Genomic DNA, 14,263 nt, shown 5'->3' on the forward strand with positions numbered 1-14,263 from the left:
ACTTGACCCATGCTGTAGCGCTGGCAGATTCTAATGTGATCTATATTGATACGGGTGAAGAAACAATGGAAGTGGATTGTGGAGAAATCTACGCTTTCAGAGCTGCCGTAAATATGATTTATGCCGCATTCAATATGGTCGTTGCCTACGATATGGATTTAAAAGATGAGAATAACAGCTACCAGTGGATTACAGATTTATACGATATTGAAACAGAATACTATGATGATACATCGCCCCATGATCATTCTTTTGTGGATGGTCATCTAACTCTTTACTATTACGAGGACGGCTATGGCGAACGCTTAGCAAACAATCAAAAGGTAGAGTTGATTGCCAGAGTTCTACAATACAATATCGAGAACCATACCAGTTTTGGAACACTGCGGAATTCAAGCCATCTAAACACTGCCAGAAATGCCATAATTAATGCGGCCAACGACGTACGAGACGGTGCAGCGTACATTTTGGATGAAGATGATTACCAAGCCAATGATATTATCAAGAAAGAAAACATCAATTCCATAAATGAAGAGTTTAGTAACATCGATGAGGGTGATCCCCTTTTCATGCAGGATTGGACTTGCATTGCAGATGTAGCAAATTGGTTGCAAACAATTCTTACAGAAAATTACCAGTTTACCGCAAATGATGTAGATTTCCATGTAAATCTCAGCGTATTATTTTCCGGTACAATCTCCGATGTAAGAGATAATATCCCCTTTTATTCTCTGAATGAGGGGGACTGGATTTACGATACTGAAGATGGGTGGGGATATAGCTACTCTGGATCTTATTCTACTACAATAAATGGAGTTCCTTTTACGTTTGAAAACGTTAACTACCTGGAACGTGTGTATAAATATTCTGAACTCTCTATTGGTGAGTTTACGGATGAGGCAGGAAATCCTATAGCGGAAGATGAGTTACCTTATTTTCCGGATTACACCTTCAATGGCCTCTTTCCAGATATGACTCGAGCAAAATTTATTGAGTTGTTTGAGTAATCTAAGCCGCTACATAATTAAATAAGTGCATTTAAACCGGTATATCAAACAAACGATCTTTATGGGGATATGTCTTATGATGTATCCCCATTTAGCTTTTTCAGAAGTAATTACTTCAAGCAATCACATAGATAGCGATTGGCTATATTCAGATCTGTATCGTAGGCATTGCAAGGATGAAATTAGCGGCTATTTAATATTTTACGCCACAAAGAACTCATGGGAACTAAGCCATAATACCAGAGAATACACTTTTTCTTATACCGATCAATCCATGATCGGCAAGATGTATAATGTTGCAGAACAAGGCGATGAGATAAACTTGAGTGTGCCTAACCGTTATTTGCGCATATCACATCAAAGGCAGCTTAGAAACAATCAGCTATTTGGTAATCTGGATCTTGGCAGGGACTATGGTGCAGGTATAGGCTTCGGGCATAATTCAGATTGGGGAGAATGGGTAATATCTCTTAATGCAAATCGACAACAAGCAGAGATAGAACACTGTATTAAAGGCAGATACGGAACAATTCCTTTTGCGTGGGTGAAAACACAGTTAAACTCAGAATTCTGCCGCAACAATCATGCAAGCTCACTACAGCTGATGGCATATATGCCCAGCTCAGATGATAGTCTCTTTCAAAACTCACTCAAGCTTTTTGGGGCTGAGGCATTGTATACTTTTCCAATATCCAATCTCTTGCGGATGAAGCTAGCAAGCACTTATCTACATTCTTCTGCTGAATTGCGGTACAGAGGTGAACAATATGGCAAACTTGATAATTTTAACGTGCTCACGGCAGGCGGAGAAATCCAGATTTATAAAGCCAAGGCAATGTGTCGAGCAGGAGTAAATTCGTATAATTCCTGGATTAATGAAGATTCATATTTCGATATCTGGCCTTTTACTGCTTGGGATGCTTTCCTTGCCCATAGAACTCGTATCAAGAGCCTGAATGTGAATAGTTTATTGCCATATATTGGCGTTGCCTACGATTCTGCCCACGAGAGAGGCTTAAACTACAAAGCAGATTGTACATACAACCAATACATCGGTAAAGATGACATCCTGCTCAAAAACCGCCGAGTTGTATTGTATCCCTTTATATTTGCCTACGAAGATTTCGAGGTTGATTTGCTAGATGAACTTGATGCATATATCGAAGTGAATATTGGTTGCTCATATCGCTTTGGGGGCGTATGTCTTAGTCTGGATCTTAATCAACTTGCTCCCATAAATTGGATTCACATCAAAGAATCCATTTTTGGTTCCCACTCTCAAAGTACGGGAGCAAAAAGGATACAGGAGTGGGGCGGAAGCACAGTAAATTTCAAGGTAGATATATGTTTTTAACCTGAACAATGCTATGGAGTTCATGAGGCCAATTAAGTTCCTGCTGATATTGAACTTAATAAGCCTCATGGACTTCAAAAGCAGGCGTGTAATTATGCACGGCCTTGAAGTCCAAACCGCCCATAAGATATTAAATAAGTGATAGTTAGTTTATGCGCTTTAAACTCCAATGCCTCAATTGGGTTTAAGCTCTGCAAGATACCAAAAAGAAGTCGGACCCATTAGGTTGGATCCGACTGTATAAAAGAGCTATAGAGCTATTGTTATTCGAAGCGTAATACCATAAATCTGGGTACCTGATTGCGATCGGTTACATACAGGCGGATTGTTTTACGTCCATCTGCTTCCATGCTTTCTTTAGCGGCAGAAAGTGTAGAATTAAACTCGCTTACACTATTTACCTCAGTATCATCGATCATCAGAATTACCATTCCTACCTGTAAACCTGCTTGAGAGGCGGGAGAGTTTGGGTCTACAGAGCTTACTACTACGCCTTTATCTGTGTTTAAGTTCATGCGTTTGGCAAGCGCTCCGTCCGTACTCTCAACTCCGATACCGGTAGAAATAGCTGTTTTTACGCCGTCGGTTTCGCCCATTGCTACACTATCTTCGGGAAATGCTTCCAGAGTAACATATACCGTTTTTAGCTTTTTGTCTCTCAAGATATCGATGGGGAGCTTAGAGCCTATCTTAGCGGTCGCTACCGCAATGCGGAAACGTGCAACATTACTCACTTTCTCTCCGGAGATCTCCAATATCACGTCTCCAGCTTTAAGACCGGCATCTTCTGCAGGACTATCCTTTTCAACTTTGGCAATTAATACTCCGGAAACCTCATCGAGGCTAAAGGCTTCCACCAAATCCGCAGTAATTTCTTGAGGTAGAATGCCAATATAAGCTCGTTGTACTCTTCCGCTGGCAATAAGATCTTCTACCACACGTTTTGCCAAATTGATGGGAATTGCAAAACCAATTCCGATGTTTCCGCCACTGGTGCTAGTGATAGCAGTATTGATGCCAATTACTTCACCATTAATGTTTAGTAGGGGCCCGCCACTGTTCCCCGGGTTTATTGCGGCATCTGTTTGAATAAAATCTTGATACAGAGGAGAGTTTTCTCCATTGATGATATCATAACGCCCTAGGGCTGAAATCACGCCCAATGTAACAGTGCGCTCCAAACCTTCGGCAAAGGGATTTCCAATGGCGATAGCCCATTCGCCAATCTCCAATTTAGATGAATCTCCCAAAGGGGCAATCGTTACCTCTTCATCTTCATCCAGTTTTATCTTGATTACGGCGACGTCTGTATTAGAATCCAACCCAACCACAGAGGCAGAATAGGTTTTTTTGTCCGCCAGCGTAACAGTGATTTTACCATCTCTGCCTCGCTCTGCAACGTGATTATTAGTCATGATAAATGCTTCTCGGGTTCCTTCATTATACTCAAAGATGAATCCGCTGCCCATTGATGTAACCTGACGTTGACGTTGGGGACTGGGGAAAAAGAACCTAAAGAAAGGATCATCGTTGAAGAAAGGATTAGTATTCTGGCGAGTACTTACCTGAGCTTCCACTTTTATTTGGACAACTGCTTCTCGCACATCCCGTACAACTTTAACCACCGGGCTTTGTCCATCAGCGCCAACCATGCTGGTTCGTGCATGTGCGCAACTACTTAGGCTGATAACCATCAGCAGTAATAATAGATACTTCGAAAATTTCATTTTAATCTCCTGTACATAAAGAATTCCTAAGTAAAAATAGAAAACACTACTGAACTTTCCAATTATCAAGTCTCAACTACATTATATGCTTACAAAGATTCGAAACCAAGCAAAATTTCTTTCATAAGTGGAGCCAATTTGGGAGAATCAGTATTTTTGTAAAGAAAAAAAGCTACCAAAACCAACCCTAGCAAGCACCCAACAACTGCATTCATAATTAATGCTCAATATTAATGCTAAGAATTCCTTTCAACAATTGGCTAGTACTCTCCGCCTTCGCTTCCCTCATCATTTGTTCTATTTTCCCTCGTTATCTCCTCGTGTCATGAGGACATCATGAGGGGAAAACGAGCACGGTACGAGAGAAAGAACTGGGCACAATATCCTCAATGGATCGTTGAAAATATGATGTATAGGTAAAATCCCAGAATAGAGTGGCGAGCATGTATAAATCGGACACAAAAAGCTCAACATGGTTTTGCCTAAAAGAACTTTTTCTTTGATATCTGTATGGGCTAGGATCTCAAAAAAGGGAAACCCGTAAAACACACGGGTTTCCTTATTAAGCGTTAATAACAATCAAAAACTAAACTCCACTCCGAAAGCAAAGGAAGAAATCACTTCATTGTTACCTTTGATCTTGCCGTCAGAATTTGAATCAACATAGATTTCGCTATAGCGGGCAACCAGATCAGCGCCTTCAGAAATACTGTAAACAACTCTGCCCATTATCGCTGCATTGGCATTTCGAGGTTCAATAAAGTCTATATAACGAGCGTGGGTTTGGCTGTAATATATACTTGCCTCTTTTAGCCTCATGATATTGTGCGGATTAGCCGCTACATTTACCCACAAAGATTTCCCAGTGCTGAGATTTTCTCCGTACATATCCTGATACGCAAGTTTGATAAAGCCAATATCCATAACGTTTGCTCGCAGATACCCAAACCATCCAACCGAGGATTTGGCGCTGCGCAAAAAATCTTCCTTAGTACCTAGCGAGTAGTAAGAATGGCTAAGAGATTCTGTTACTACTTCATTGATGTTCACAAATGCCCGCTGTTCATCGTACAATCTATCAAAATATCCTGGTAGAAATTCATCTCTAAAATTGCGCATTTCAATTTTGGCATCAAAGATGAGGAATTTGCTGCCAAAGCCGGGGAAAGCCACGCCACTGCCATATTTATCGATGCTTGCAAATTCGCCGTAATGATCCAGGCTAAACTGTGGAGTTTCAATTAATGGCAAGCAATAATCTAAGCTGTATACCATAAGCTTTTTCCAAGATCCATAAGCTGTAGCAACATCGGGCATAATTGTATTATTAAAGTCTGCAGGATCTGCTCCTTCGGTAACGTTTGGATAAGTTGATGCTACATAGGGATTTATATCGGGATGATCAATGAGCCCGGTGCCGTTAATATCCAGATCAGTATTATCCGGTATGCCATCTCCATCTGTGTCTAGCCAGGCGTTGGGATTATTGGGAAATCTGTCGTACACATCGGGAATTTTGTCGTTATCATCATCTGGATATTTTCCGTGTTGATTGCGATCTATCCCGATATTAAAGCCAAGCTTAAACTTCTGCAATATTGGAATTTGGGTATAGTGGAAAGGATTGCCCTGTGCTCTGGCTGCCAGAATCTCATTTTTATGGATATTGTGAGTAAACACCTCAAAACCAATTTCAGAAAATGGAATATTTAAGCCAACATATCCTCCCACATTCTTAACTTCTGGGTAGCGTAGCATATTTGAATAGTGATCGAAGATAAGCCCATGCCCCAAAGTATAAGAAGGAATGCAGCCTGCCTTAAAGTATATAGGATCACCCCTTTGTGCGTAGCGAATAAAAAACACTTTATTTACATAGTCTTGCCAATCGTTCCAATCCTCTTCTCGAATGTTGCCTTCGCTATCGAATAAAAGGTCAATATCCAAGCCAAACCCGAATTTTGCAAAACCGATTTCTGGGCGTAACCGTACTTGAGAATAGGTGACGCCATTCATAGTTAGAGCTCCCATGCTCCCACCCATTCCGTAACTAAGTTCCTCGCTTTCTTCAAACACTTCATCCGGCACAGCATCTCCTGGTATATTGGGCTGCAAGCCCTGAGCCACGAGTAACAGTGGGAAAACAAGCAGTAAATATATAAGGACAGTTCTCATTATAACCTCCCAATAGTTGTGCGTCATGCAAACTAATTAAAGCCTCTATTGTCAAGGGAATTTTGCCACATCAGAGTTCGCTGCAGTAAAATTGTGAGGATTTTCGTGGACGCTTCTCATTTCGATTGTGAGGAATTGAGCAAAAAATGCATGAATTATCAAGCTATACAGATGTATTCGGAGCAATCGCTAACTCCATCAATTCCCTCGTAGTAATTTTCTTATGCAGCGGCGTAGAAAGCTCATTCGCTCATAAAAAACTTGACATATTAGCCCTTCTACCAATAAATGATGTTTCAAATATGAAGGGTGTTTCCCCAGACTGACAGCTTCCTGCTGCCACAAATCTATATAAGCAAAGTTTAGGAGATAAATGCAAAAGCCAGAATACATAAAAGGATCTGACCAAGATTCAAGCTCAAATAAGAGTGAAAATGGTCATTATCGATTAATAGTATCATGCCAAAGTCGAATCGGTACTTCAGTATGCTATTTCTGGATATTTATTATGATTGCAGTCTTTACAGGTCTTGGCGGTTGTGCTGGCTTTAACCCCTCCATATTAGATACAGCGCAGACTTTGGGGAAACATCAATTCGAGATTAGCTACGCTAGTAGCCCCGGACTAGATGTGCCAGAGTGGAGCAGGATGGATTCCGAATATATGGACGAGGATACTACATCTGGAGCGATGCAATTTTGGGAACTGAGATACGGTTTAGAAGAAGATATAGACGGAAGCATCCGATTTAGCCCATCTCCCAATGGAATCAGCTCTAAAGTAATGATTAAAAAACAACTCTCCAAGCAAGATAAAATATCCACAGCCGTAGCTTTCGGGGGAGGACTAATTATTGGCAACCAGAACTATTGGAACGACGGCTTTGATGTTGTTGAAGACGTTAAACATCGTCTTTATTCCACTGAGCTACAACTTCTAGCAACCAGAGGGTTAATAAGAGACATCTTTGTTACTCTGGCGGGCAAAGCAAATACACATTGGTATTATTCAAAAAAACCCGGTTTGGAGACGAATGTTAAAGAGTTTTATCATGCAGGCATGCGTTTAATTGTTTCCCGAAGCTTTAAAGGCTTTACCCTTATGTTTGAAGGAGGTGTTGAGGCTCCTTTGAGCGGCGGCGAAATAAGAAAAGCATATCCTTGGGGTGGAATGAAGATGTCGGTTAAACTAAACAAAAAGAACAAGTAATGAAAGCAAACAAAATCTACGTATTGGAAAGCATGCCCGTGCCACGGGCAATAATGAATTTAGCTATCCCTAGCGTGCTTAGCATGCTGGTGAATATATTATATAATCTTACGGATACTTTTTTTATTGGTAAATTGAACGATCCTTTCCAAGTTGCCGCAGTTTCGGTATCGCTACCTTTATTTATGTTGCAAATGGCAATGGCGGGGGTTTTTGGTATTGGTGGAGGAAGTTATCTTTCGCGATTATTAGGGAAAAAAGATTATCTTGCTGCAAGAAACACTTTAGCCACATCAGTATTTACATCGGCTGCCATGTCTATTGTTTTGGCTGGATTCGGGATTATCTTAATCCCCACATTTACAAGTTTGATTGGAGCAACAGGAGCAACTCTCGCACACGCCCAAAACTATATGTTATATATTCTTATAGGTAGCCCTATAATTATTATGAAATTCACCTTAGTGCAACTACTACGTTCTGAGGGAGCAGCCAAAGAAGCAATGATTGGACTTTTTATCGGCACGGGCATGAATATTCTTTTGGATCCCCTGTTCATTTTTGGTTTCAGGATGGAAGTTACCGGAGCAGCAGTAGCCACAGTATTGGGAAACGGGTGTGGATTGCTATATTATTTGGCGTTTTATATTCGCAAAAAAAGCTTAGTGCCTCTATCTTTCAAACATATCAAGCTTCAGTGGAGCTGTTACAAGGAGATTTTGATGATCGGTATTCCGGCATCACTCTCTCAGGTTATGCTTAGTGTAGGAAACACTATTAGTTACAGACTTGCTGCCGGATATTCAGATCATCATGTTGCTTCATTGGGTGTTGCCTCTAGAGTTTTTACTATTCCCATTTTCGTTTTTATAGGAATATCTATAGGCATACAAGCACTTGTTGGTTATACGTATGGTGCCAAAAACTATAAGCGCATGAAAGAAACAATTCGAACATCGGTTTTGATTTCTTTATCTATTAGTGCGCTAATGACGCTATTGTTTGCGTTGTTCCCACGAGAATTGATCATGATCTTTATCAAAGATCAAGATATTGTAAATATTGGAACTCTAGTTTTGGAAGCTTATGTATTTGCAATCCCTATTGCGGCAATTAGTATGATTATGATGACCAGCCTTCAAGCCATGGGGAAGGCATTTCCCGCACTAATTGTATCACTTTCCCGCCAGGGAATTATGTATATACCCTCAATCATTATCTTAAATAAGCTATTTGCCTTTAATGGCTTGGTGTTTGCCATGCCCTTGGCAGATTTACTTACAACCATACTAAGCTCTACAATGTTGTTGTTTATCTTAAAGCGCCTAAAACATATAGAGCCCACTGTTCAATCCATTGATGCGGTTCCTGTAATAGAATCCTAATTCTCTTATGATATCAATCTCGTCTTTAGATTTATAGACAGATGTGCGAGGCTGATAATACTAAAAAATGAGGAAGCAAGGCAGTTTTTGGGTAATTAATCCTACCCATGCCAAGCGCCCGTATTGCATGAAACGCTTTCCTTTACCCCAGATATCTAAATATCATACTTCGTTATTGAAGGAATTTTAGGATTTGCCTTGACATTTAAACTGCATTTAAGATAGGGGCTTATAGAAGAGAAATAATAAAAGAACATGGAGGAATCATGTCTGAACAACTTAAATATGGAACTATCAGCTCCAAGCAATCAATTGAGCTGGAAGAAGATTATGGAGCCCATAACTATCATCCTCTGCCAGTGGTACTCGCCAAAGGTGAAGGTGTATTTATGTGGGATCCGGAAGGAAACCGTTATTATGATTTCCTTTCGGCGTATTCAGCCGTTAATCAGGGACATTGTCATCCCAAGATTATTAAAGCTTTATGTGATCAAGCTCAAATACTTACTCTTACTTCCCGTGCTTTTTACAATAATAAGTTGGGAGAGTTTGAAAAGTTTATTACCGAGTACTTTGGTTATGATATGGTGCTACCTATGAACAGTGGTGCTGAGGGCGTTGAAACAGCCATGAAGCTTGCCAGAAAGTGGGCTTATAATGTAAAGGGCGTAGAGAATGGGAATGCCATCATCATCTTTGCTGAAAATAATTTCCACGGACGTACTCTTGCTATCGTTTCCGCATCTTCCGATCCAGATTGTTATGAAGGGTTTGGACCCTTTACTCCTGGCATTGTAAGGGTTCCTTATAATAATGCTAACGCCCTCAAAGATTATCTTAATGAACATGGAAAAAATGTTGCTGCCTTTATTGTGGAACCTATTCAAGGTGAAGCCGGCGTCTTCGTTCCGGACGATGGTTACCTAAAAGCTTGCTTTGATACATGCAAAGAGCACAATGTGCTTTTTATCGCCGACGAAATTCAATCTGGAATTGCCCGCACAGGGAAGCTCTTAGCATGTGATTACGAAAATGTGCGTCCCGACGTGTTAATTTTGGGTAAGGCTATTTCTGGCGGCGTGTTACCTGTATCGGCAGTTTTGGCAGATAAAGATATCATGTTGCAAATTAAACCAGGTCAGCACGGCTCAACGTTTGGTGGATTTCCTTTGGCCTGTACTGTGGCAAAAGCGGCTCTGGAAGTAGTAAAAGAAGAAAAACTTGCCGAACGTGCTTATGAACTTGGAGAGTATTTCCGCTCCGAATTGCGCAAGATACAACATCCTATGCTCAAGCTTGTTCGTGGTCGCGGATTGTTAAACGCCATCGTTGTAGAGCCACAAGATGGCATGGAAGCTTGGGATGTGTGTCTTAAACTAAAAGAAAAAGGTCTTCTCTGTAAACCCACACATCGCCATATTATTCGCCTTGCTCCCCCATTGGTAATCACCAAAGAACAACTTGATGAATGCCTGCAAATTATAAAAGATGTATTTGATACAATTTAAGTATCTATAATAACATGGGCGGGACTTAAATCCCGCCCCCAGTTTATGAAAAACTATCCTCCCCATTTCAAAAGTGGATTTGTTGCCATTATTGGCAGACCGAATACTGGAAAATCAACACTGATGAACCGTATCTTGGGCGAAAAGCTATCTATTACTTCTCCCAAACCACAAACCACACGCTACGCTATCAAGGGTATTTGGAACACCGATAACCACCAGATTATCTTTATTGATACGCCTGGATTTCTAAAACCCCGTTATGAGATGCAAGAAAAAATGTCTCGAATTATCAGCAACAGCTTTAAAGATGTAGATTTGGTAATCTTTATGACGCAGATCCAAAGCTTTCCTACAGATTATGATCTACAAGTTTTAGGCTTACTAACAGGCGTTAAGAGTCCTGTTTTAGCTGTGTTTAACAAATGTGATTTACTAGAACGCATAGATAAAGAAAGTTTACTTTCACAAGTTCCTACTTCAATTGCACGTAGCCTCTTTGTGTCGGCACTTACGGGAGATGGCATAGAAGAACTGAAGGATAGCATCTATCACTTTATGCCATATCATGCGCCTTATTATGACGACGAACAACTATCGGATTTGCCCTTAAGGTTTTTTGCCAAAGAGATGATCCGCGAAGCCATATTTCACCAGTTTAGTGAGGAGATTCCTTACGCAACTGCAGTATTGGTAGAAAGATATACCGAGCAGCCAGATAAGGTTGTTGTTGATGCGGTAATCTGGATTGAACGCAGCAGTCAAAAACCAATTTTGATAGGGAAAAAAGGGGTTAACTTAAAGAATATCCGGGAATATGCGGAAGCTAGACTTAGCGAATTTCTCCAAATTCCAGTAGAAGTGCATCTTTTTGTAAAAATAAACGAAAACTGGCGCAAGAATACCAGGGCTCTTAAAGAGCTTGGATTCGAATAAACTCTATCCGCTTATTATCGCCGAAATCACATTCTTTTCATCTAACTGAATTAAGATTATATTGATTGCTGAAGTGATTGGTACCGCTAACACCATGCCAACTATACCCCATACCCATCCCCAAAAGATTAACGAAACCAACACCATTATTGGACTAAGATTTAGCCGTTCTCCATGAATCTTGGGTTCTATAACATTCCCAAACAACATTTGGGTAGCAATTATCAATAGGCCAAAAGTGATTGTTCTAAAATCTAAACCAGTTTGCAGAAAGCTTATAAGAATGGGAATTCCGCTGGCTATTATGCTGCCTATGTTGGGAATAAAATTCATTACAAATAGAAGAATTCCGCACACTAAAACAAAATCCACTTTAAACAACATCATCAAAACCATGCCTAGAATGGCAGTACATAGGCTAATAATCGTTTTTGTTAGCAAATAACGTTGGATCTGCAACTGAATATTGCCCAGTGTGTTGCTTGTACGCATGCGATCATCTTCACTTAGAACTTTATTCAATCTGCGGTTTAAGCTGCCATCCTGCGCTACAATAAACATTAAAAAAATTACAATCAGAATGAAATTCCAGCTTATATCCACTGTGGTTGACATCACGTTGGAAATGGCTTTAGAAATGGAAAATCTGCCTGGAGATAGCAGCTGTGCCACATCAAACTGCAAGTAGTTACCCACAGCCAGATCGAAGCGTGAAGATAGCTCCTGAAAACTTGATACAAACCCCTGTAAGCGAATAGTTAGATTTGTTTGATACTTGGGAAAACCGGTAACCAAGGAATTTGCTGCAGAAGATAACAGCATAGCAGAGCCAAGCATTAGAAGGATAATAATTATTAGCATCAATGCCATAATGATGCCGGTATGTACTCTTTTTTTGCGCAGAAATCTATTGAACGGAGCAAACACAAAACTTAGAAACACGGCAAATACAAGCGGGATAAAGATGGACTTTAAGGTTCTAAGAATTAGAACAATTACCGGAATCGCAATTACGGTTAGCAGAATGCGAATCCAACGTAATTCCTTGTTGCTTATACCATAATCATTTTGCATTTTTGCTCCCATATTTATATAAATTCTCAGGCTAAACTCATGATAGCCTAAAGCTTTTTTTTGTCAAGGTTTGGCTAAAAAACTTCTCTGGCATTGATAATAAAGTTTATCGAATCCTTTCCAAATCCTATATCCGCTCTCAAATTAAGCCTTTCTGCTGGTAAGATTGAAAAGCGAATACCTGTCCCCAAAGATAGATGCCAGTGTTTGAGTTTAACATCTTCCAATGCTTGTGCCACTTGCCCCGTTTCTGCAAACACTACAAAACCTAATCTGCTTAACATGCCTTCGCTAAAAGGAAAGCTCCGTTGCTCTATCCGCTGGCTGAGGCGTAACTCATCAATGAAACGTTTTGTATCGTATGCTCTTAGTCTTTTGCCCAATTCTGAATACATATAAAATGGCACATCACCACTATTTATCTCCAAATCACTTTGAACGGCAAACACATTCTGCTGTCCCCAAGGCACATATATCCTGGTATCGAAAGTCTTCTTTTGCCAGGTGCGGTCACTACCCAATGCAGATTCATACCATATTTGCTTAAGCTCCAGCTTAATACCTTTTTCGGGATAGTAACCTCCGCTAGTGGTATCGAATATTATTGCTCCTCCAATTCCGGCAAACTGCTCATTATCTTTACCGGGCATCTGATAACTATTCAAGAATCCGGATTCCTTCATTTCTTTTATTTGATGTTTCCCATAATCGAATTGCATCGAAGCAAGAATGTTTTTTGCCAAGTAGTATCTTACCGAACTTTCTGTACTATAAGTTGTGGAGGTAAAGGATTCGGACACATCTGCTTCGGTAAAGTTTCCGGTGCCGTAGAATGTACTGGGCCACGAGCTAAACAGCAAAGAAGATTCCATGCTCATTTTGCCGTACGTATAGTTGGGAATCAACGCCAGCATAAATTGCTTATTCTGAGAGTATATCGTATTGCCTAGTAATGCAACCTGATGCAAGCTCTCAGTTTCAGAGCTTCGTGCAAAATCGTAGCGGATGAAAGTAAATGCTCCAATCATTGCTCTGGTTTCTGAAGAATATGCCAAGTATGGATATGCCGTAAAGGTAAGTTCTGCTCCCAAAGGCATAAGCAAGCATAGTATGATTATTGTACTTATTAGGTAAAACCTCATTAATAACTCCGATTACAATGTATTTGTTGAGTTTGTTACAAGATAATCTATCTAATAAAAATCGCACCGAGTTTTTATTGCCCTCCCAAACGAGTGTACTATCCGCACCATATCTAAAAAGCTTTATGATTTGCATGGAATAGGAGCATTGTATAGCTACATATACAAAGAGTGGATAAGATCCCAAAGTACTACCCAAAAATCAGGAATCCTTACGTCATATTTTTCAACGATCCATTGGTGATATTGTTCCCAGTCCTATCTCTCATGCCGTGCTCGCTTTCCCCTCATGATGTCCTCATGACACGAGGAGATGACGAGGGAAAATAGAGCAAATGATGAGGGAAGCAAAGGCGGAGAGTAGAAGCCATCATATTGCTCAATTCTACAATGTATATTTCTTTTAATATGGCGTGAAGCATGGTGCTGGGTTTGTAATATGTAGGAAATATCACAAAAATATTCGCAGTTGTATTGATGTGGGAATATGAGAGATAAGGATATCGAGTGTCTTCATTTTCACAATAGACGAAAAAATTCTATTGACAAAAAAGAGCACCCAGAGAGTTTGGCTAAACCTTGCTGCTGAGCTCATGCTCACAGCGAGTTGATCTTTAAACAGTATATAGAGTGGGAATGTGAATAAGAAGCTCTTGTCAGTTCAATCATTTTAGTTAATGATGGAGAGTTTGATCCTGGCTCAGGACGAACGCTGGCGGCGTGGATTAGGCATGCAAGTCGAACG

Annotated in this window: 10 protein-coding genes and 1 rRNA gene; 7 read left to right on the top strand and 4 right to left on the bottom strand. The window is 40.3% G+C overall.

What is annotated here, in order from left to right:
- Both LHW48_08700 and LHW48_08705 read left to right on the top strand, forming a co-directional pair.
- Positions 1–1,007: hypothetical protein (locus tag LHW48_08700; GenBank protein ID MCB5260529.1), on the top strand; the 1,007-nt coding region annotated here is incomplete at its 5' end.
- A gap of 76 nt (positions 1,008–1,083) precedes the next feature.
- Positions 1,084–2,361, top strand: a complete 1,278-nt coding sequence (locus LHW48_08705; GenBank protein MCB5260530.1) for a hypothetical protein — start codon at positions 1,084–1,086, stop codon at positions 2,359–2,361.
- A gap of 263 nt (positions 2,362–2,624) precedes the next feature.
- Here LHW48_08705 and LHW48_08710 read toward each other — a convergent pair whose 3' ends face one another.
- Together LHW48_08710 and LHW48_08715 are read right to left on the bottom strand one after the other, a co-directional pair.
- Positions 2,625–4,088, bottom strand: coding sequence for a Do family serine endopeptidase (locus LHW48_08710; protein MCB5260531.1), 1,464 nt, complete (start codon positions 4,086–4,088; stop codon positions 2,625–2,627).
- Between the two features lie 579 nt (positions 4,089–4,667).
- Positions 4,668–6,263: a hypothetical protein gene (locus LHW48_08715; protein ID MCB5260532.1), complete on the bottom strand. Its 1,596-nt coding sequence runs from the start codon at positions 6,261–6,263 to the stop codon at positions 4,668–4,670.
- Positions 6,264–6,771: 508 nt separating this feature from the next.
- On the opposite strand from LHW48_08715, the gene LHW48_08720 reads away from it, so the two are divergent.
- The 4 genes from LHW48_08720 to era all read left to right on the top strand — a co-directional run bounded on the left by LHW48_08720 (position 6,772) and on the right by era (position 11,302).
- Complete coding sequence (locus LHW48_08720) at positions 6,772–7,473, top strand: hypothetical protein (GenBank protein MCB5260533.1); 702 nt, start codon at positions 6,772–6,774, stop codon at positions 7,471–7,473.
- Entirely contained in the window at positions 7,473–8,858 is a 1,386-nt protein-coding gene (locus LHW48_08725) for an MATE family efflux transporter (protein MCB5260534.1), read from the top strand. Before LHW48_08720 ends, LHW48_08725 begins: the two co-directional genes overlap by 1 nt.
- A gap of 266 nt (positions 8,859–9,124) precedes the next feature.
- Positions 9,125–10,366, top strand: a complete 1,242-nt coding sequence (gene rocD / locus LHW48_08730; GenBank protein MCB5260535.1) for an ornithine--oxo-acid transaminase — start codon at positions 9,125–9,127, stop codon at positions 10,364–10,366.
- A gap of 45 nt (positions 10,367–10,411) precedes the next feature.
- Positions 10,412–11,302: a GTPase Era gene (era, locus tag LHW48_08735; GenBank protein MCB5260536.1), complete on the top strand. Its 891-nt coding sequence runs from the start codon at positions 10,412–10,414 to the stop codon at positions 11,300–11,302.
- Positions 11,303–11,305: 3 nt separating this feature from the next.
- Here era and LHW48_08740 read toward each other — a convergent pair whose 3' ends face one another.
- Both LHW48_08740 and LHW48_08745 read right to left on the bottom strand, forming a co-directional pair.
- On the bottom strand, positions 11,306–12,376 hold the full coding sequence (locus tag LHW48_08740) for an AI-2E family transporter (protein ID MCB5260537.1): 1,071 nt from the start codon (positions 12,374–12,376) through the stop codon (positions 11,306–11,308).
- A gap of 74 nt (positions 12,377–12,450) precedes the next feature.
- Entirely contained in the window at positions 12,451–13,518 is a 1,068-nt protein-coding gene (locus tag LHW48_08745) for a BamA/TamA family outer membrane protein (GenBank protein MCB5260538.1), read from the bottom strand.
- Positions 13,519–14,195: 677 nt separating this feature from the next.
- On the opposite strand from LHW48_08745, the gene LHW48_08750 reads away from it, so the two are divergent.
- A 16S ribosomal RNA gene (locus tag LHW48_08750) occupies positions 14,196–14,263 on the top strand; the annotation flags it as partial.

The organism is Candidatus Cloacimonadota bacterium (genome assembly GCA_020532355.1).
In the GTDB taxonomy this organism is placed as follows: Bacteria; Cloacimonadota; Cloacimonadia; order Cloacimonadales; family Cloacimonadaceae; genus UBA5456.